The organism is Marinomonas algarum (genome assembly GCF_020532605.1).
GTDB lineage: Bacteria > Pseudomonadota > Gammaproteobacteria > Pseudomonadales > Marinomonadaceae > Marinomonas > Marinomonas algarum.
On sequence record NZ_JAJATW010000009.1, the window covers coordinates 26388 to 47315 of the forward strand.

The following is a 20928-nucleotide window of genomic DNA, read 5'->3' on the forward strand; positions in this document are numbered from 1 at the left end:
TCACAACTTTGCCACATAACCTGTTACACCATCACACAAGATAGCTGGCCACCAAACCAATAAACACACAATATCCAATGCGGTTATTGTTCAAAAAAGAACGGAAGCAGGCTTGTCGATCACGCTCCTTAGCTTGTTGATATTGCTGGTAAAAAAGACCAACACACACGACTAATGCCACAAAATATGGCCACTGTATTCCGGCCAATATTCCAATCCAACTGAGCAAGGATAAAGTCAGCCCTTGTAGGCAAAGAATAACGAACAAATCGTAGCGACCGAATAAGATGGCCGTAGACTTGATGCCGATTTTCAGGTCATCGGGACGGTCGGTAATGGCGTAGTAGGTGTCGTAGGCAATGGTCCAGAAGCAATTTGCGACAAACAACATCCATAGAATAGGGTCCGTTAAACTGCCGCCTTGGGCACTGTACGCCATGGGAATGGCCCAAGAAAACGCCAGTCCCAAAAACAATTGAGGCAGGTGGGTATAGCGTTTCATAAAGGGGTACAAAGCCGCCAGACCAAGGCCGATAAAAGACAACAAAACGGTATTGAAATCCGTGAACAGCACCAATAGAAAACTCAGCCCACATAAGGCACCAAATACTATCAGAGCTTCTTTTTCAGACACTCTTCCAGACGGCAGTGGGCGATTTTTGGTGCGCTCTACGTGACCATCTACCTTTCGGTCGGCATAGTCATTGATCACACACCCAGCCGATCGCATACTGAACACGCCCAACACAAAAATGACCATCAAGTGCCACTGGGGCATGCCGTCTGCCGCGAGCCATAAGGCCCACAGCGTTGGCCACATTAGCAGCAGTGACCCAATGGGACGGTTGAATCGGGTGAGTTCGGCGTAGTTTTTTAGCTTGTTCATAACCATCTAGGTGACTTCATCCAAGTAGTTTCATCTAAGTAGTGACATAGCCACCCAAACACATGCATTGATTACAGCAAGGTAAATGGCGGCTTCAGAGTAATAAGCTGGTCAAAAAATGCTTCATTGACCAAGATGCCAGGCCCATATTGATGGAAAACGGAGCGTCGCGCCCATAATGGGGTAGGCTGATGAGAAAACAAATTTTTAGGCAGCTGGGTGATTTCGATATCACTGCGCTTTAATGCCCTGTGTTGGAACAAATAACCGCCAAGTGGCTTGTTTTTCAGGTGTTTGACCTGACGCCAGTGACCCTTCAAAGAGCGCGCTGGAATAATAGAGCGCCCATAAATCATCGCATGGCCATCGACGGTTAACAACACGGTACGAACTCGAACCCTTTCTCTGGGGCGTAAAGCTAGGCGTTTACGCTCTCGGGACGTTGGCGTCCCCCAATCGTCTTCCAGTACTTCCACCGCCAGTTTGCCAAGACACTGCAGTTTTGCGGTCAACGACTCCTGCGTAATGAGCCAAGGCCAAAGGTTTTTTGGGACTTTCATTTTGCTAATACGGTGAATCGGCTGCCAACGATAATTAAATTGCTGTGCCGCAGAAGGGTTCATCATGGTCTGGCTCTTAATCGTCATCACAGGTTATGTGTTTATTTTATTCATCGACGCGACCACTTTCTTGAGTTCCGTCGACTCCTGATACAAGGCTTCTCGGCATCGTTCGGCCTGTTCCAAGGTCAAACCAACGCGCTTTAAAACCGCTTCAGAAATGCTGTCATGATGCAGCAATCGATGGGAAATATACAGGAGATGCGCCAACATAGCATGCTCACCTTGGTATTCGTCGCGTTTACTGTAGCGAATGGCAGTCCAAATAGGTTCAGGAAGGTTCCAGTGGCGTAATAGCCAAGCCCCCATTTGTTCTCGAGTAAAATGCATCATTTGCATTTCAATTAACTCGGAGCAAAGGTGAGCGTTGGCTTCTTGATAGCGCGTTAGAATGGAAAAATGCGGAGGCAAAATCGTACCGATCGCAAGATAGCCAAAGTTGTGCAGTAAGCCAGCGAGATACGCATGGCCTTTTTTAGGTTGTTTTTCCACGGGCATGCATTTCGCTAACGCCTCAGTCAGGACGGCACCTGATACAGATTCTAACCAGAAATTCTCGTAATGGTGCAGGTTGTCTTTTGCTAATGTGAAAGCGTTGCTTAACGATAACCCAAGCGCAAGATTCATGACCATATCAAACCCCAACACCCGAATAATGGCGTCTTCTATGGTGGTAATACCGCCCGGTGCACGGTAGTAGGGTGAAGACGCCCAACTGATGACTTGGGCGGTCAAGCTCGGATCAAGAGTGATGATGTCACAGAGTTCGTTGATACTGGCCGTTTTGCTGTTGGATAAGCGAATCACTTGATGGGAGGAGGCGGGCAAGGGCGGCATCTCAACCGTTTCTTCAATACGCTTTTTGAGTCGGATGGACTGAAACCGCCCCAATCCTTGCAGAATTTGCTCAGCATCTTGGTCGTGATGTTCGACAGGGCGTTTGATGTTTTGGGTAGGCACAGAGATGCGTTCAAATCGATTCAGTGGCCCCGAGAAAAGCTGCTGTAACTCTGCTGACGTGATTTCTTGTTGTGTGCCGTTGGTGTGTACTTGAATCAGTAGACGGGGCAATTCAAGCAAGCTGGTGGCGAGAAGGGTATACATGCTGTTTGGCTTGATCAGTAAGTCACTGGCACGGCTATAATATGGTACGGGTTCAAAACGACGCTTAGTGACCCGCGCAATAGCGGCGAGGTCGAGCATATGATTTTTGGGGAAGATAACACGCAGTCGCCCTATAGAATCGGCCAAATGGACGACACATACCCTTTCACTTAGCGGACTATTAACGGTCGTTTCCATACTCATCCCTGTTATACCATCGCAATTAAAAAGCCCCTAATGGGGCTTCATAAATATAACAGATTTTACGCTATGTTCTGACTAGTGATTCAAAATCTGACTGAGGAACATTTGTGTACGATCGTGTTGCGGGTTATCAAAGAACGCGTGGGGCTCATTCGCCTCGACAATTTCCCCTGCGTCCATAAAGACAACACGGTCAGCAACGGTTTTAGCAAAGCCCATTTCGTGGGTGACACACACCATGGTCATGCCTTCTTCCGCCAGTTGTACCATGACATCGAGTACTTCCTTGATCATCTCAGGATCAAGCGCTGACGTTGGCTCATCAAACAGCATGATACGCGGTTGCATACACAAACCACGGGCGATCGCCACACGTTGCTGCTGACCGCCTGACAGTTGCCCTGGATACTTGAGTGCTTGGTTGGCAATCTTGACGCGTTCTAGGTAGTGCATGGCCATTTCTTCCGCTTGCTTTTTGGGTATTTTACGTACCCAAATAGGAGCCAGCGTTAAGTTTTCTAGAATGGTCAAATGAGGAAACAGATTGAAGTGCTGAAACACCATGCCGACGTCTCTACGGATTGCTTCAATGTTCTTCAAGTTATTGTTCATTTCCACACCGTCGACCAAAATGGTGCCTTTTTGGTGTTCTTCAAGACGGTTAATACAACGTATCATGGTCGATTTGCCTGAACCAGATGGCCCACACACCACGATGCGTTCGCCTTTTTTAATGCTGAAGTTAATGTTTTTGAGTACGTGGAAGTCCCCGTACCATTTGTTCACATCGTTAAACTCGATGATTGCTTCTTCGCCCTTTTCTAATTGAGCACGAGCCATATTGGTGTTTGTCATACTAAAGACCTCAAATTCTTAACTAATTTCGCTTGTGCCCAGTTTCTAACTTGCGCTCAATTCTCATACTGTAACGCGACATACCAAAACAGGCCGCCCAGTAAATAAAGCCTGCAAAGGCATAGCCTTCCATGGTGGTGCCTAACCAGTTGGAGTCATGGGTGGCGGCTTGGATTCGGCCAAGCAAATCAAACATACCGACAATGTAAACAAGGGTGGTGTCTTTAAACAAACCGATGAAGGTGTTGACGATACCTGGAATCACCAATTTCAATGCTTGTGGCAAGATAACCAAGATCATTGATTGCCAGTAAGATAACCCAGACGCATCAGCGGCTTCATATTGGCCCTTCGGAATGGCTTGCAACCCCCCTCGAATCACCTCCGCCATGTAAGCGGAAGAAAACAGGGTAATACCAATCAGCACACGCAATAGCTTATTAAAGTTCATACCTTCCGGCAAAAACAGCGGGATCATCACCGACGCCATAAACAGAATCGTGATCAGCGGCACAGCACGAATGGTTTCAATGAACACAATACACACGGATTTTGCGATGGGCATATTAGACTGACGCCCAAGCGCCAACAAAACACCTAACGGAAAGGAAGTTACAATGCCCACAACCCCAAGCAAGGTGGTCAGAAACAAACCGCCCCACAAGGAGGTTTCAACAACTTCTAGACCGAATACACCGCCAGCAAACAAAAAGTAAGCAACGATCGGGTAGGCGAGAATAATCACCAAAGACAGGTACAGCTTATTGACTGTTTTGACGGCAAAGACACCGATTAATATCACCAAAATAATCAAGGCTAGGTTAATGCGCCAAGTTTCTTCTGATGGGTAAAGGCCGTACATAAACTGGTCAAAATACACGCCAATAAAAGACCAACAGGCCCCACTTCCTGTGCAATCCGCCTTTGACTCGCCGTCGAATGATGCGTTGATGATACCCCACTCAACAACAGGGGGGATTATCAGGTACAGGATATAAACACTGAACAGGGTTAAAAAGACATTGAGTGGAGAGGACAGTAAGTTTTGACGTACCCATGCCACGGCACCGACAGAACGCACCGGTGGTGGGAGGCTGGGTGACGGTTTAAATTCGATAGCCATGTTCTTCCTCCTAGCGCTCTGCTAATGACATTTTTTTGTTGTACCAATTCATAAACAAAGAAATGGTCAAACTTAGGGTGCCGTATACCAGCATACACAAACCAATACTTTCAATGGCTTGACCGGTTTGGTTGAGGGTGGTCCCCATGACCACAGCAACCAACTCGGGGTAAGCAATGGCCGCACCGAGCGATGAGTTTTTTGTTAAGTTAAGAAATTGGCTGGTCAAAGGGGGAATAATCACTCGCAGCGCTTGTGGCAACACAATGAGACGCTGAGTTAAGCTGTCTTTTAGCCCTAAAGAACGGGCTGCTTCGGTTTGTCCCCAGCTGACGGATAAAATACCTGCCCGAACGATTTCGGCAATAAAGGCACCTGTGTAAGTAGAAAGGGCGATTAATACCGCGACAAACTCCGGTGGTAATACCATTCCACCGGTAACGTTAAAACGACTTTTTTGTGGTAACTCAAACTCAATGGGAAAGCCGCTAATGACGAGCGCCAAAACAGTGATAACAACAATCATCCCCAGCGATGACCAGTAAGCTGGGAACCAAAGACCTGTTCGAGTCTGACGCTTTTTCGCCCACACGATCAGTGCTATGGCGGCGATAATAGAAAAGACAAACCCTGCGATCACCAGACCGAAGCCGTCTTGTGTGACCGGGTTAGGAGAATATACCCCGCGTTTATTGAGGAAAAAGTCCCCTAGAATAATGCTATTTTTTGGAATCGGTAAGGCAGCCAATACGGCAAAATACCAGAAGAACATTTGTAGCAATAATGGAATGTTACGCAATGTCTCGATATAGACGGTGGCTAAACGCGCCACTAACCAGTTACTTGACAGTCGCGCTAAGCCCATAATGACGCCGATTATGGTCGCTAAAACGATGCCCATTAACGAGATAACTAAGGTATTAATCAAAGCAACAGCAAAGGCGCGACCATAAGTATCGGCTTCGGTGTAGTCGATTAAATGAATGAGAACAGGGAAGCCAGCCGGTTGATTTAAAAAGGCGAAACCAGTGGAAATACCCTGATCTGCTAAATTGGCTTGTAAATTACTAAATAAGTAGTAACCCACAAAGACGACGATGGCTAGGAGGACAATTTGAAAAATCAGCGCGCGGTTGGCGGCATCGTTCAAAAAGCTCTTATTACTTGATGTTGTTTTTTCGCTCATCTTGGTTCAGGCAATTGAAATGCTCGTCAGATGTGAAAGGAAAGGGAAAGATTGGGCGGCTTTATAAGCCGCCCAATAGATACCCAAGCAGAGTGCTTTAGGTATTAACGTACTGGTGGCGCATACAATACGCCGCCCTCTGTCCATAGAGCGTTCAAACCACGAGGTAAATTAACAGCTGTTTCTGGGCCAACGTTACGTGCGAATACTTCACCGTAGTTACCGACCTTAGAAATAATGTTGTAAGCCCAATCCGATGACAGGTTCAATTGTGCGCCCATATCACCGTCAACACCTAATAAGCGTTTGATGCCTGGATCATTGGTTTCACTTTTGATTTTCGCTACGTTTTTAGACGTAATGCCCATTTCTTCTGCGTTGATTTGCACGAAAAGAGACCAAGTCACAATGTCTTTCCACTGATTATCACCGTGGCGTACCACAGGACCAAGAGGCTCTTTTGAAATCGTTTCTGGCAAGATGACGTGTTCAGAAGGTGAAGCCAGTTTAGTACGGTGAGCGGCTAGACCCGATTTATCGGTTGTGTAGACATCACAACGACCTGAATCGTAGGCGGCCAATGCTTCGTCGACCTTTTGCACGATAACCGGCACGTAAGACATTTTGTGCTTACGGAAGAAATCCGCCATGTTGAGCTCAGTGGTTGTGCCTTGCTCAGTACAAACCGTTGCGCCGTCCAGTTCCATTGCCGATGTCACACCGAGGTCTTTACGTACAATGAAGCCTTGACCGTCATAAAAGTTAACGGTTGTGAAGTCCAAGCCCAAAGAGTTATCACGGGTGTAGGTCCACGTCGTGTTACGAGAAAGGATGTCAATTTCACCTGACTGCAAGGCAGTAAAACGCTCTTTAGCAGACAGAGGCGTGAATTTTACTTTTTGTGGGTCATTAAAGATGGCCGCTGCGGTTGCACGACACACATCCACATCAATACCGGACCAGTCACCATTTGAGTCGGCATTGGAAAAGCCAGGAACCCCCGTACTGACACCACATTGAATAAAGCCTTTTGCTTTCACATCGTCCAAAGTGGCAGCCGTTGCACCAGCGCTAATGGTTGCGGCGATTGCGGCAGTCGAAAGTAATTTACCAACGTTCGATTTCATTATTGAGCCTCCCAGGCGTTTTGTATGTTGTTATCTTGCTAAATTTGTCACATTAGATTTTGACATCTATATCAAAATATCGAGCAAGGTTAGTGCCAACATTACGTTATTCTTGTTTTATCATGGGGTAGAAAACACTTCTGAAAAATGCGTTCACCCTTATATACAATGATGCTTTACAGGCTCAGTCAAGGAGAATGTGTCAACGTTAAGACGATTCACGCCTAATTGTTTGCACTTTTCCCCGAAAAGTATGATTTTATTTGTCTGCGATATAAAGGTTTGATCAAGGTAGAAAAGCAGAGTAGACAACGGCTCGGGCAGGATAGGTGTGTTTTTTTGCACGCATTTGATGCATTTTTTTATTGTCCTAGCACCGTTTTGATACAAACTATATCTATTGCATTGTTTTAGTGCTTTGTATACAAAATAGTATGGTGAAACTCGTTCTAAATAGCGGTGATCGTGCAAGATAGCCAGAAAGCGCTTTCCAAAATTTACAAGCTGCATGGTAGACTTAAACAAAATTGACGTCATGTAAGGAGATCCATAGCTGATGGATAACTCATCAAAACCGCTTGATCGCTTAGACAAAAAAATTCTTCGTGAGCTGCAAATAAACGGGCGATTATCCAATGTCGAGCTGGCAAGCCGTGTTGGTTTGAGCGCCACACCTTGCTTAGAGCGTGTGCGTCGTTTAGAACGTAATGGTTATATTACAGGTTACTGTGCCCTGGTCGATCCTAAAAAAGTAGACGCTGGCTTATTGGTTTTTGTCGAAATTCGCTTGAAAACAACGTCGCCAGAAGGCTTCAATGAATTTAAAACAGCCGTGACAGAAATTCCAGAAATCTTAGAGTGTCACCTAATTGCAGGGGATTTTGAATACTTGCTAAAAGCGCGCGTGTCGAACATGGATTCGTATAGATTGTTGCTGGGTGAGACCTTGCTGACCTTGCCTCATGTGCGTGAATCGCGTACCTATGTGGCCATGGAAGAAGTGAAAAGCACTACGGTTGTAAACATTCCTTAGGCGTGTTTTCCAGATAAGATCGGCATCATTGATTGGTCAATTGATCGATGATTCTTTTTAGTTTGACTGGCCCGACACCCTTCACGTTAAGAACGGCTCTTTCCGATGGAAACGGCCGTTCTTTTATCAGTTTTTCAAGCACTTTTTTTGGAATACCTTTTACTTTTAACAGTGCCTTCACTTTGCATTGGTTAATGGCGAGATAGCCATCTGAGCAACCAGTGGCGTTTTTTTTTACATCGGGTGACGTTTCTTTTTTCGCAGTAGTATCTGGGGAGTGGGCGTTTTCTGCAGTGACATGATAGAGCACAGGAAAGTAAGCATCATCACAGCTTATATAGTCCATACCGTCCCATTCGCTGAGTTGTAAGACGAGTTGCCATAATCCTGCGGGCGGTGACTGAAAGAGTAAGTCGTATAAGCCGTTATTTATAACGTGTTGGCCACTGAGTTCGCCAAGGGTGGTGGAGGCCAGCACCATCGGTTCTGCTTCGTGCTCGCTGCCTTTGGGATAGGCACACAGTTGTAAGCGTAAGGTGCCGCTGATGTTGCCACTATTACGGTGATTGCTGATGCATTGGATGGATAAGACAACACGATCGTGTTCGATTCGATATGCGCAGCCTTGTAGTGTCAGTGCTGTCGCGCCAGCGTCTAGGTTATCAGCGTTCATGGCGGTTCCTTGTGAGCGAATCCAGTGAATAAAGCGATTCTTGATCAATCTTCACCCACATGCAAGAAAAATACCGTCAAACTCTCCGGTTGCCGTTGACCTTGAGTTAGACGTTTAGGTATTGATCATGGTTTGGAAGCCACCGAGATAACAGAGGAGCGACACGGTCTGGGTAGTGATTATGCAATTGAATCGCGGCTTTTTGAACGTCATCGAGTAGGTTTTTGTCTCGTTGTAAATCGGCGACTTTGAATTCCCACAGGCCCGTTTGTCGGGTGCCTAATAGCTCTCCTGGTCCTCGTAATTCGAGGTCTTTTTCCGCGATTTTGAAACCGTCACTGGTTTCCCGCATGGTCGACAAGCGCTCTTTGCCTTGTTGCCCTAAAGGGGCTTTATACAGCAACACACAATGGCTGGCGGCTTGCCCTCGGCCCACTCGACCACGTAACTGATGAAGCTGGGCTAAGCCAAGGCGTTCCGGATTTTCGATGACCATTAAGCTTGCGTTGGGCACATCCACACCGACTTCGATCACGGTCGTGGCCACCAACAGTTGCAGATCGCCTGCTTTGAACTTTGCCATGATGTCGGCTTTTTCTTGGGACTTAAGGCGGCCATGTACCAAGCCAATTGACAAATTGCCCAGTTGCTCTTGTAGCAGCAGTGCGGTGTCCTCGGCGGCTTGGCACTGCAGGGCTTCGGATTCTTCAATCAGAGTACATACCCAGTACGCTTGCTTGCCTTCTTCGCAGGCACTTTTTACCCGATCAATGACTTCTTGACGGCGTTGGTCTGACACCACGACGGTATTGACCGGCGTACGTCCAGGCGGTAATTCGTCAATGATGGAGCAGTCCAAATCGGCATAGGCTGACATGGCGAGTGTGCGGGGAATAGGGGTGGCGGTCATGATGAGCTGGTGAGGTTGAATCCCGTGTTTCATGCCCTTTTCCCGCAACGCCATCCGTTGATGCACACCGAATCTGTGTTGTTCGTCGATCACTGCTAAGGCCAAACGATCAAATTCTACGGTGTCTTGAAACAAGGCGTGGGTACCGACGACTAAGTGGGCGACACCTGAGGCGATGTCTGCGAGCTCTTTCTCTCGGGCTTTGCCTTTCAGTTTGCCAATCATCCAGGCCACGTTTAACCCAAGAGGCTCGAACCACTGGCGGAAGTTATGGTAATGCTGTTCGGCCAGAATTTCTGTGGGTGCCATGATGGCGACCTGATAGCCGGCTTGCACAACAGACGCTGCAGCGAGCGCCGCTACCAGGGTTTTCCCCGATCCAACATCCCCTTGTACCAGGCGCAACATGGGATGGCCTGTACCCAAGTCTTGGAGAATTTCCCCAAAGACGCGTTGTTGGGCTTGAGTGGGTGAAAAAGGCAACTGAGACAGCAGTTGCTGGCTTAATGCGCCTGCGTTGGGCACGCGAACAGAAACATCTTGCTTGGCTTTTAGGCGCTTGCCGATCAGTGACAGTTGATGGGCCATGAGTTCTTCGAAGGACAAGCGATACTGGGCAGGGTGTGCCCCGGAGCGGAGCTGTTCTAAGTTGACGTCTTTGGTCGGATGGTGCAAAAACTGAATGGCGTCACACAAGGGCGATAAGCTAAAAGCATGACGCAGTTCGTCCGGTAACCATTCTTGTAAATTATACGGCGTTAATCGCTCTAATGCCTGTTCGCACAGTTGGCGGATTTTAGTCTGTGTTAGCCCCTCGGTAAGGGGGTAGATGGGCGTCAGTTGGGTCGCTTTCGGTGGTGTCTCTTCTTCGCTAATCAGCTGATATTCAGGGTGATAGATTTCAAAGCCTGAACTGCCACGACGGATTTCACCGAAACAACGCAGCCGTTTTCCTGCTTCAAGCTGCTTTTTTTGCGCGGCGGAGAAATGAAAGAAACGCAGGCACAAGGTACCAGTATGATCCTTGATTCGGCAGAGTAAGCTGCGACGCTTGCCCATTTTGATTTCTGCGCCGGTGATGTGGCCTTCAATCACAGCCTCATCGCCAAAGCGCAATTGACCGATTGGCACAACGCGCGTTCGGTCTTGGTAGCGAATGGGAAGGTGAAACAGCAAGTCTTGCACCGTATTGAGGTGCAATCGAGCCAGTTTCTCCGCCATAGCGTTGCCGACGCCTTTCAGCTCGCGAACATCCTGAGTGTCTAATCCGTCAATCATACTAATGTATCCTATAAGTGCCTGATTCAGTGGCCGTTACAGGTTTAAATGCTTACAAGCATCACGAATGGCTTGGCTGACCGCGTCAATGGCATTGGGTCGCGGAAAGCTAGCACGCCAAGCAAGCGCTACGGTGCGCTTCGGCACGGGGGCCGCAAAGGGTCGTACTTCTAGCAGATCGTGGTTGATGTTGGTGACCGCGGATTTGGGCAACACTGTCACGCCAAGCCCCGATGACACCATGTAACGTATGGTTTCTAGTGAGCTGCCGTTGACCACGGTGCGCCCTTCACTGAAGTCACCTCCGTTCATCAAAGGGCAGGCTTCGAGTACCTGCTCACTGAAGCAATGCCCTTTACCAAGCAGCAAAAGGTTGTCCGTCGACAACTGGTCTGTTTCGATCTGCTTTAGCTCGGTCCAAGGGTGATTTTTGGGCATCAGCACAACAAATTCTTCTTCGTAGATTGGCTGAGTGACCACATCGGGCTCGCGGAATGGCAACGCCACGATAATGGCGTCCAGTTCACCGTTACGCAGTTTAGGGCGTAGGTTTTCAGTGAGGTCTTCCTCAATCATCAGAGGCATATTCGTTGCCGCTTTATGCAACGCAGGGATCATGAAGGGAAATAGGTAAGGCGCAATGGTGTAAATAGCCCCAATTTTCAATGGGCTTTTTAATTGGTTTTTCCCTGACGCAGCCAACTCTTTGATCATGTTTGCTTGATCCATGACGCGTTTGGCCTGCGCAATAATTTGCTCGCCCAGGGGGGTGATGTAAACCGAATTTTTGCTACGCTCGAAAATGGCAGTGCCTAATTCTTCTTCAAGCTTTTTGACGGCCACACTCAGGGTAGGCTGTGACACGTGACAGCGTTCTGCTGCACGGCCGAAATGTTTCTCGTCAGCCAGCATCACAATGTATTTCAATTCCGTTAACGTCATAACACACCTTTTTATCGGCTTGGTTCAGGGTTATTGTTAATAACTATGATAGTACATCATTTGATAAAGTATACTGGTTCTTTCATGGAATGAATGAGAATCTTATTTTAAGCAACGAGGAGAAAAACATGGCGAAAGTGCTGGTGGCAGGTTGTGGTGATTTGGGGTCCGGCGTGGCAAGTGCGTTGGTTGCACAAGGTCACAGTGTAACGGGAATCCGTCGCACACAGGATGACTTTCCGCAGGGGGTGCAGGGAATAACGGGCGATCTGACGGAGATGGACCAAGCGTGCTTTCCTGATGCAGCGCTTATTTATCTAATTATGACGCCACAAGGCCGCACGGAAGCCAGTTATCGGGCCGCGTATTTTGATACGGCACAAGCGCTTATTCGACGTTACTCGACGCAAGCAAACTTGCCTACCGTCATTTTTGTTTCCAGTACCAGCGTGTATGGTCAGAACGCGGGTGAGTGGGTGGATGAGACGACGCGGGCGGATCCTAAAACAGTGACGGCCACCGTATTAACAGACACAGAGCGTGCATTAGCGGCGGTGTTTCCTAGTGTCGCGGTACGTTGTTCGGGAATCTACGGTCCGGGTCGTTATCGAATGCTAGAAAAGGTACTCAGTGAAGAGGCATGGGGCGCAAACAGTTGGACAAATCGTGTGCATCGGGACGACGTTGTGTCGGCTTTATTGCTGTTGGCCGATCTTGTTTTGTGTCATCCAGAATCAGAAGAATGCGTCCTTCCTGAACAGGTGATTGTGACGGATCAAACGCCTGTGTCTATGTGGGAAGTGAAACTTTGGTTGGCCAGTTGTTTAGGCGCCAAGGTGATGGCAGAGTCCAGTGAAGGCTTTGCGCCTGTATCGGGTAAGCGCATTCAAGGAGAGTATTTATTGTCAAAAGGCTGGCGCCCTATTTACCCAAGTTATACCGCAGGGTATCGTGGCTTGATCGACGCTTTTCAAAGCAGATAAACGATTTTCACAGTATGTTACCCTAATAAAATAAAAAAGAGGCCCTCTTTTTTATTCGCCTGTCATTCAGTATGACAGCAGAGACACTTAGTCTTCCAGTACCATGATACCTTCGATTTCTACTTGAACGCCTTTTGGCAATGCACGAACACCCATAGCGGCACGCGCTGGGTAAGGTTGCTTAACGAATTGAGTCATGACTTCGTTAACCGTAGCGAAATTGCCAAGATCGGTCATGAAGATATTGAATTTTACGATGTCTTCTAAAGAGCCACCGGCTGCGGCACACACCGCTTGCAAGTTTTTAAAAACCTGTTTGGTTTGATCAACGATGTCTTCACTGATGACTTCCATGGTTTCTGGCACCAAAGGAATTTGACCTGATACATACACAGTGTTGCCTGCACGAACCGCTTGAGAGTATGGACCAATTGCTGCTGGTGCGTTTTCAGTGTGAATGACTTGTTTTGCCATGATACGTATCCTTTTTAGAGAGTAGTGATTAAAAAATAACGAATAAAATGGCATGCCCAACAAGAGCATGCCACAGATAAAGTATAGGGTGAGCAAGGCGCTTTGAATCAGCGCCCAACGATGGTTTCACGTGATACCTTTTCAACACAGCGCACGGCTTTGATACGACGCATCACATCGGCCAATCCCACACGACTGGAAATTGTAATGCTCAAACGCAAGCGACTGACGCGGCCTCGTTCAATAATGTCGAGATTTGACACTTGGAAGTCGGTATCGCTGATAGAGCTGGCAATATTTGCCACCGCACCCCGTTCATTTATGTAGGTCACGATAAGGCTAATGTTGAGCTCTTCTTCAATTTCTTTGCCCCACGCCATATGAATAAAGCGCTCGGGGTTAGAAAGGTGATCCTGTACGTTTGGACAATTCAAGTGATGAATCACAATGCCCTTGTCGACCTGCACAGAGCCGACAATCGGGTCACCTGGGATCGGTGCGCAACATTTAGCATAGGATATCAGCATACCTTCAGAGCCGTTGACCTTGAAGGATTTTGGCGTAATCAAGGTTTCTTCGTCGTAATTTGGGAAGAGTTCACGTGCTACCAAATACCCTACATGTCGGCCTTTACCGATGGACTCTAATAAGTCATCTAATGAAGCCAGCTGGTGGTTATTCAATACTTGTGCAATTTGTTCGATGGTTAACTCTTCAATGTTGGTTTTAAACGCATTGAGTGAGCGTGTTAACAAGCGATTGCCGATGGAAATGGCGTTTTCGCGCTGTTTGTCTTTTAAGTAGTGACGAATATTAGTGCGTGCTTTGCCCGTAATGGCAAAACTCAGCCAAGCGACATTAGGCTGGGCATTTTTCGCGGTAATGATTTCTACCGTTTGACCGCTTTCAAGCTGGGTACTCAGCGGAGCCAAACGTCGGTTAATTCGACAAGAAATACAGGTATTACCAATTTCAGTGTGAACACCGTAGGCAAAATCGACCGGTGTTGCACCAGAAGGTAATTCAATAATTTGTCCATTGGGCGTGAAAACATAAACTTCGTCAGGGAACAAGTCACTTTTTACGTTATCGACAAATTCAACGGGGTTACGTGCTTTTTGCTGGATTTCCAGCAAGCTTTTTACCCATTTCGTAGCGCGATCGTGATTGCTTGGCATGTTTGACGTGCCGCTGACTTTGTAAGCCCAGTGTGCTGCGATACCGTTATTGGCGACGAGATCCATTTCTTCGGTCCGAATTTGCACTTCCATTGGGATGCCATTGGAGCCCAAGACAGTGGTGTGCAAGGATTGGTAACCGTTAGATTTGGGGACAGCAATGTAATCTTTAAAACGCCCTTCGATCGGTTTAAAGAGGGCGTGAATAACCCCTAAGATTCGATAACAGCTGTCATGGCGATCGGTGACGATGCGCACACCCATGACGTCCATAATTTCCGCTAAAGACCGACGTTTTTTGTCCATCTTCTGGTAAATGCTGTAAATGTGTTTTTCTCGAACGCTGATGGTTGCTTCGATGTAATCAGCGGCCAATTCGGCGCGAATATGATCTTCAAGCTTTTGGGTGTCCTTGATGCGCTGCTGGCCATATTTTTTATTGATGGCGCGTTGCAGCATGCGTGCTCGCATTGGGTAGTAAGCTTGAAAAGCCAGAGACTCCAAATCGACGCGTACTTTATACATTCCTAAGCGGTTGGCAATAGGCGCATAAATATCGAGCGTTTCTCGGGCGATACGACGTTTCTTATGGGCAGGCATGGCGTCAAGAGTACGCATATTATGCAAGCGGTCAGCCAACTTGACTAAGATGACACGAATATCGTCTGCCATGGCCATGGCCATTTTTTGAAAGTTATGGGCTTGTTTTTCAACTTGGCTGTTGAACTCTAGATGGGTCAATTTACTGACGCCATCGACGAGGCTGGCCACCTCTGCACCAAATTGTTCGGTTAAGGCTTCGCGACTGATGCCGGTGTCTTCAATCACGTCGTGCAATAGGGCCGCAGTCAATCCATCGCAATCCATTCGAAGTTCCGACAGAATTTCGGCGACAGCGAGAGGATGGGTGACATAGGGCTCGCCACTTTTACGCTTTTGTCCGTCATGGGCTTGTTCAGCGTAGAAGTAAGCGCGTTTTACCTTAGCGATTTGGTCATAAGGTAAATACTGACTGAGTGTCAGGGCTAAATTCTCAATGGTATACATCGCTCACCTCACTTAGGCAAAAAAAGCGCGAGAGCTGTGTTATGAGCGACACCATAGAAATTAAAACTCGTGCGTTGGGCGTTTTTGCTGATCAACGTTGTGTGCGTTAATCACGTTCTCTGCGATTTCACGCAGTGCCACGACAGTGACTTTATCGCCTTCTAGAGGCACTTTTGCGTCTTCACCGCCGGTAGCAAGTTGACGGGCGCGTTTTGACGCAACCATTACTAATTCAAAGCGGTTATCAACGTTTTCTAAACAATCTTCTACGGTAACTCGAGCCATCTTGACCTCTGTATTCGGTTATCTATATTTCCAATAGTGATTCTACTTAACGGCTTCTTATAATGACAAGAGATCATTTATAAGATTGCCATGTTTTTCTTGCATTATCGGTGTTTTTGCACGCATGGCGGTAAAAATAGCCGCCATTTGTGACAACGCTACATCGAAATCATCATTCACAATGACAAAGTCGTATTCGTGATAGTGGGACATCTCACTTACCGCTTTTGCCATACGACGTTGAATGACCTCTGTGGTGTCGGTTGCGCGTTGTGTTAAACGTTTTTCAAGATCGTTTAGCGACGGTGGCAACACAAAAATACCGATCGCCTCTGGGTAGAGTTGACGTACCTGACGTGCCCCTTGCCAATCTATTTCTAAGATAACATCCAAGCCTTGCTCTAGCATGGAGAAAATCGATTTTTTTGACGTACCGTAGTAATGATCAAACACTTGAGCGTGTTCAAAAAATGCATCCTCTGCGATCATGTCCAGAAACGATTCGTCATCAATGAAGTAATATTCTCGACCGTGTTCTTCCCCTGTGCGTGGTGCACGGGTAGTGTGTGAAATCGAGATTCTGACCTTGTCATCTTGTCCAATTAACGCTTTGTATAGCGTGGATTTACCTGCACCAGAAGGTGCCGATAAAATGAATAAATTGCCTTGGTGTTTGTGCATGAGGTTGTTTTGTCCGCCAGTCAATGTTTTTCCAATATCTTACTATAATATAAGACTAGGGTACGACCCCCCCTGTGGCGGTAGGATGTGGAGGTCGAAAAACCAGAAAACACAGTCTATTCGAGAAAAACGGTATGATGTGTTATAAAATTATCTGATACTGGCTTATAGGCCATGAACGGTAAAGTCCAATGTTATCTGTACCTTTATCGTCCTCACAAGACAACGTGTTTGATCTCAGGCAAGACGAATAAGGAATCAATAATGGACTTACCTTCAGACAAAAGACAACACTGCAAAATTTTATCTGTTGAAGATGACTCTGACTATCAAGAAGCCTTGCTGAACGGGCTTAACTCGCTTAATTTTGACGAGAAAGAAGTAACCTTTTTAACGGCTTCTTCCGCCACGGAAGCGGCAACAATTATTGCGGCAAACCCTGATATTTCCGTTGTTTTTCTCGATGTTGTGATGGAGTCTGACCAAGCAGGGTTGCGCTTAATCCGCATTATTCGTGACGTTATAGGCAACGATTTGATGCGCATTGTGTTGTTGACAGGGCAGCCTGGTATGGCACCGGTGAATGACTTAATCGCCCAGTATGATATTGATGATTACTGGTGTAAGTCAGATTTAACGCAAGCTCACTTGCAAACCATCGTGTTAAGTAATCTACGTACTTGGGAGCATCTTTCTGATATGAAAGAAGCCCGTCATAGCATGCAACTCCTATTAGCGGCCAGCCAGAGATTGGCGTCAAAAAGTGATTTAACCGATTACGCCCATTCTATTCTTGAAGAAATTGGCGTCCTGCTGAAACTGAAAAATGGCGGTATTGTCTGCTTATTTCACCCTGAGAATGAAGCAATAGACAAGGCTCTTATTGTGGCCAGCAGTGGTGAATTTGCCCCATATGCTCATAAGCCTTTTTCATCGGTGCAGGAAGAGACCTCGTTACAAGACGCCGTTCTTTTGGCCAATGAACAAAAAAGCCATGTTTTCTTAGACAGTTTTTCCGTTTTGTACTTTGCCAATAAAGAACTAGAAGGCTCAGAATACCTGGTTGTTGTTAAGTTAGACCGCCAACTAGCATCAAATGAGATTAATTTGATGCAGGTGTTTTGTGAGAATATTCGAGCAGGTTTCCGCAACGTTGTCTTACACAGTAAACTCACTGAGTTGGCCTATATAGAGCCGTCTTTGGGCATCCATAATAAAAACTGGTTGATTCGTGAAATTCGCGATATGTTTTCTTGGGAGAGAGAAAAAGCCACTTTACTGATGTTTTACGTCGAGGATTTGGCGTACACCGAATCTGTTTTAGGAACAAAATATTGTGATCAACTGACCTTATCCCTGTATCAGCATTTAAGTGACTTTTTCGGTCAGTCTTTTGATATTTCTTTGTTGGAACGCGATACCTTTGTGGTATTGGTTTACGACAAGCCCGAGTATGATGCGTCTTCTTTGGAGCGTATTATTCACACCAGTGTGATGGTTGAAGATGCCACTTATTCCTTAGATTTAACCGTCAGTTCTGTGACGTGCAGTGAATTCCCTTTTTACAGTGCTGAGCAACTCGTCAGTGTCGGCAAAAGTACGTTGGAAAGGGCAAAATACGATGGGGTTTCTTTCTTAGCGTTTTCAGAAGAGCTGGCCTCAGCGATGTTTGGTCGCTATGAGTTGTTAAAAGAGCTTCGAGAGGCCATTTTGAATGATGGTATTGAGGCGTATTTTCAACCTAAGATGAACTTGAAAGACAATACCCTAGTCGGGTTTGAAGCGTTGGCGCGTTGGCGCTCTAAAGATGGTACTTTTATTCCACCTGATCAATTTATCCCTCTGGCAGAAAGCAGTGGCTTAATTGACAAGCTAGATCAACAGATGGTTCGAGAATCTTGTAAGGCCATTAATGCCTTAAAGAAACGAGGAATCAGCGTGCCCATTTCGGTCAACGTCGCGGGCAGTGAGATTATTCGACCAGATTACTTTGATGAATTTAATGCTTTGTTGGCGGAAGAAGACATTCCCTACGAAATGATTGAGTTAGAGATTACAGAATCTCAGTTTATTGAAGAAAAAAGTTACATCAACACACATTTGTCGGCATTGCAGGCACTGGGCGTGGGCATCAATATTGATGACTTTGGTACCGGCTACTCTTCTTTGGCCTACCTGTCTACCTTGTCGGTATCAACGATTAAGATCGATCACAGCTTTGTTTGGCGAATGGAAGAGTCAGATAAAGACTGGAAAATTCTAAAAATGATTGTAGAGCTCGGTAATAGCCTTGGCTTTAATGTCATTGCTGAAGGCATTGAAACAGAGCAGCAGAAGTGTCATTTGTTGTCGCTAGGGTGCGACTACGGTCAAGGGTATTTGTTGGCCAGACCCATGTCATTGAAAAAGGTGCTCGATTGGCTCTGACTAGGCGACTGATAGTATGAAACTTGATGCGCTTTTTTCTCAAAAGAAGCCTCTTTTGACCATGCTTTTGTCTGCTCTTTTGGCTTTTGTGTTGGTAATAAGCTGGGGCAGCTACCGTTTTTTTATGGATCATAAGATTAATCAGCTGGCCCTTGATGAAGCCGAGTTGCTGTCTCGCAGTGTGAATGTGTTTGGTCGAGAAGTCGGTCATATCAGGCGTGTTACCTTGTTGTTACGCAATAGTATTCAGGCGCGCCTTGGTACAGACCATGATCACCTTGCTGACGCTGCGTCCACTTTGTCATGGGATGACCGAGTTGCCGCAGAGTTTACGCGTTTTGCACAAACGTCCCGTTTAATTTCCCAAGTGCGGTGGTTATCGGCTGACGGACAAGAGTTAATTCGAGTGAATTCCCAAGCAGGGCAAATCTCCCGTGTGCCAGACCGTCAACTACAAGACAAATCCGATCGTCGTTATATGAAGAATGTTCCTGATATCATGACGGACGATGTGTTTATTTCTTCTTTGGATTTGAACATAGAAAACAAAGAAATCGTACGGCCTCTGCAGCCAACCATTCGCGGTATTGTTCGAGTCGATGGCGCCACACCGGGCTTTCTTGTGGTGAATTATGATCTTACCTCCCTCTTTAACACTCTGCGTACGTTTAACCGTGAAGAGGTCTACCTAGAGATTGTCGATGCAAACGGTGACTGGGTGATGGCAAAGGACCCGTTGATCGAATGGGGCGGAATACTGCGTTTAAACAGCGCCCAGACAAATATCCAACAACGTGAGCCGGACATTTGGCAGGACATACAAAATCTAACCAGCCAGCAGCGAGCGTTCGATAAAACACATCTTATTAGTTTGCACAAAGTGTTTCTCGATGAAAACAACGTCTCTCAGCAAAACAGTGCAGCCCCTTTGTTTTTTATGGTTCGATCACAGCAAAAAGCGATGGCCACATGGCGTTTGACACTCATCGGCAGTGTGGTTGGTATTGGTGGTCTGGCTTTTTATATGATGGCTTGGCTGGTGTGGCGACAAGTAACATCGCAATTTGAAACTTATCGTTTGTTGGCCCTAGTGCAGCAAGAAAAAGCACAGGCGGAGCAAACCAATGAGCAGATGCGTTTAACCAATAAACAGCTTATTGATCTGCAAGATGAGTTAGTAGAAACCAATAAATTGTCGTCTTTGGGTCTTATGTTAGCCGGTTTAGCGCACGAGATGCATACGCCTTTGGGTGGTGTAAGAATGGCGTTATCGTCTTCCTTATCTTGGTTAGAAAAAGAAGCCGATACGCTTTCTCCCAAGGGCTACGAAGGCATCAAAAAATCTTTAGCGATTGCTGATAAAAACCTGCTGCGCGCCTTGGAGGTGGTATCAAGCTTTAAGCGTATTGTGTCTGACCGAACGGCTCAAGAAATTCAGACCTTTTTTCTACACAACGTAATAGACGACATCTTATTTACGTTTAAACCTGAGTTGAAAAAGCGAGTGGATATACGCCTGGAGATTGACTGTCCAGACACCATCAAGATGGTCGGTTATCCAGGCGTCATGTCACAAATTATTCAAAACCTTATCAGTAACGCGTTAGAGCATGCTTTTCAGCCGTTTGATAATGGGGTAATTGCACTGGTGGCTCGTAAAGAGAAAGGCAACCTTGTTATGGTGATTAGCGACAATGGTCGAGGCATTGCTCCTGATATCAAACCACGAATTTTTGAGCCCTTTATCACTACAGGGCGAATGAAACAACACACTGGGTTGGGGCTGCATCTTGTTAGGCAATGGCTTTGTCAATTGATGAAAGGACGTATTGAGGTCACTTCAGACGTTGGGGCAGGGTCTAAGTTCACATTAACGATACCGTTAGAACAAGCCCAAACCGAAGAAACTTAA

Annotated in this window: 18 protein-coding genes; 4 read left to right on the top strand and 14 right to left on the bottom strand. The window is 46.6% G+C overall.

What is annotated here, in order from left to right; genetic code table 11:
• Positions 1 to 31 precede the first annotated feature (31 nt).
• The 7 genes from ubiA to LG368_RS07445 all read right to left on the bottom strand — a co-directional run bounded on the left by ubiA (position 32) and on the right by LG368_RS07445 (position 7105).
• Positions 32 to 886: a 4-hydroxybenzoate octaprenyltransferase gene (gene ubiA / locus LG368_RS07415; RefSeq protein ID WP_226754100.1), complete on the bottom strand. Its 855-nt coding sequence runs from the start codon at positions 884 to 886 to the stop codon at positions 32 to 34.
• 71 nt (positions 887 to 957) lie between these two features.
• Complete coding sequence (locus tag LG368_RS07420; RefSeq protein WP_226754101.1) at positions 958 to 1512, bottom strand: chorismate--pyruvate lyase family protein; 555 nt, start codon at positions 1510 to 1512, stop codon at positions 958 to 960.
• 27 nt (positions 1513 to 1539) lie between these two features.
• Positions 1540 to 2808 carry an HDOD domain-containing protein gene (locus LG368_RS07425; RefSeq protein ID WP_226754102.1) on the bottom strand — a complete coding sequence of 423 codons (1269 nt, stop codon included), beginning with the start codon at positions 2806 to 2808 and terminating at the stop codon, positions 1540 to 1542.
• An 81-nt stretch (positions 2809 to 2889) separates the two neighbouring features.
• Positions 2890 to 3669 (bottom strand): amino acid ABC transporter ATP-binding protein, encoded by a 780-nt coding sequence (locus LG368_RS07430; RefSeq protein WP_276572998.1) that lies wholly within the window; start codon positions 3667 to 3669, stop codon positions 2890 to 2892.
• Positions 3670 to 3691: 22 nt separating this feature from the next.
• Positions 3692 to 4792, bottom strand: coding sequence for an amino acid ABC transporter permease (locus LG368_RS07435; protein ID WP_226754103.1), 1101 nt, complete (start codon positions 4790 to 4792; stop codon positions 3692 to 3694).
• Positions 4793 to 4802: 10 nt separating this feature from the next.
• On the bottom strand, positions 4803 to 5978 hold the full coding sequence (locus LG368_RS07440) for an amino acid ABC transporter permease (RefSeq protein ID WP_226754104.1): 1176 nt from the start codon (positions 5976 to 5978) through the stop codon (positions 4803 to 4805).
• A gap of 104 nt (positions 5979 to 6082) precedes the next feature.
• Complete coding sequence (locus LG368_RS07445) at positions 6083 to 7105, bottom strand: amino acid ABC transporter substrate-binding protein (RefSeq protein ID WP_226754105.1); 1023 nt, start codon at positions 7103 to 7105, stop codon at positions 6083 to 6085.
• A 556-nt stretch (positions 7106 to 7661) separates the two neighbouring features.
• On the opposite strand from LG368_RS07445, the gene lrp reads away from it, so the two are divergent.
• The gene (gene lrp / locus LG368_RS07450) at positions 7662 to 8138 is read left to right on the top strand and encodes a leucine-responsive transcriptional regulator Lrp (protein ID WP_476703450.1); all 477 of its coding nucleotides are present in this window, start codon (positions 7662 to 7664) and stop codon (positions 8136 to 8138) included.
• Positions 8139 to 8163: 25 nt separating this feature from the next.
• On the opposite strand, the gene LG368_RS07455 is transcribed toward lrp, so the two are convergent.
• The 3 genes from LG368_RS07455 to LG368_RS07465 all read right to left on the bottom strand — a co-directional run bounded on the left by LG368_RS07455 (position 8164) and on the right by LG368_RS07465 (position 11941).
• The gene (locus LG368_RS07455) at positions 8164 to 8811 is read right to left on the bottom strand and encodes a ComEA family DNA-binding protein (RefSeq protein ID WP_226754106.1); all 648 of its coding nucleotides are present in this window, start codon (positions 8809 to 8811) and stop codon (positions 8164 to 8166) included.
• 106 nt (positions 8812 to 8917) lie between these two features.
• A complete protein-coding gene (recG, locus tag LG368_RS07460; protein WP_226754107.1) occupies positions 8918 to 10999 on the bottom strand; it encodes an ATP-dependent DNA helicase RecG in 2082 nt (693 codons plus the stop codon).
• A gap of 36 nt (positions 11000 to 11035) precedes the next feature.
• The gene (locus LG368_RS07465; RefSeq protein ID WP_226754108.1) at positions 11036 to 11941 is read right to left on the bottom strand and encodes a hydrogen peroxide-inducible genes activator; all 906 of its coding nucleotides are present in this window, start codon (positions 11939 to 11941) and stop codon (positions 11036 to 11038) included.
• Between the two features lie 128 nt (positions 11942 to 12069).
• Here LG368_RS07465 and LG368_RS07470 point away from each other — a divergent pair, with 128 nt between their 5' ends.
• Positions 12070 to 12924 carry an NAD-dependent epimerase/dehydratase family protein gene (locus LG368_RS07470; RefSeq protein WP_226754109.1) on the top strand — a complete coding sequence of 285 codons (855 nt, stop codon included), beginning with the start codon at positions 12070 to 12072 and terminating at the stop codon, positions 12922 to 12924.
• 87 nt (positions 12925 to 13011) lie between these two features.
• Here LG368_RS07470 and LG368_RS07475 read toward each other — a convergent pair whose 3' ends face one another.
• The 4 genes from LG368_RS07475 to gmk form a co-directional block, all read right to left on the bottom strand.
• Positions 13012 to 13398 (bottom strand): RidA family protein, encoded by a 387-nt coding sequence (locus tag LG368_RS07475; protein ID WP_226754110.1) that lies wholly within the window; start codon positions 13396 to 13398, stop codon positions 13012 to 13014.
• A 107-nt stretch (positions 13399 to 13505) separates the two neighbouring features.
• Positions 13506 to 15623: a RelA/SpoT family protein gene (locus LG368_RS07480; RefSeq protein WP_226754111.1), complete on the bottom strand. Its 2118-nt coding sequence runs from the start codon at positions 15621 to 15623 to the stop codon at positions 13506 to 13508.
• Positions 15624 to 15683: 60 nt separating this feature from the next.
• Positions 15684 to 15908 carry a DNA-directed RNA polymerase subunit omega gene (rpoZ, locus tag LG368_RS07485; protein ID WP_226754112.1) on the bottom strand — a complete coding sequence of 75 codons (225 nt, stop codon included), beginning with the start codon at positions 15906 to 15908 and terminating at the stop codon, positions 15684 to 15686.
• Positions 15909 to 15965: 57 nt separating this feature from the next.
• On the bottom strand, positions 15966 to 16589 hold the full coding sequence (gmk, locus tag LG368_RS07490) for a guanylate kinase (protein WP_226754179.1): 624 nt from the start codon (positions 16587 to 16589) through the stop codon (positions 15966 to 15968).
• Between the two features lie 264 nt (positions 16590 to 16853).
• On the opposite strand from gmk, the gene LG368_RS07495 reads away from it, so the two are divergent.
• Positions 16854 to 19016: a GGDEF/EAL domain-containing response regulator gene (locus tag LG368_RS07495; RefSeq protein WP_226754113.1), complete on the top strand. Its 2163-nt coding sequence runs from the start codon at positions 16854 to 16856 to the stop codon at positions 19014 to 19016.
• A 16-nt stretch (positions 19017 to 19032) separates the two neighbouring features.
• Entirely contained in the window at positions 19033 to 20928 is a 1896-nt protein-coding gene (locus tag LG368_RS07500) for a sensor histidine kinase (RefSeq protein ID WP_226754114.1), read from the top strand.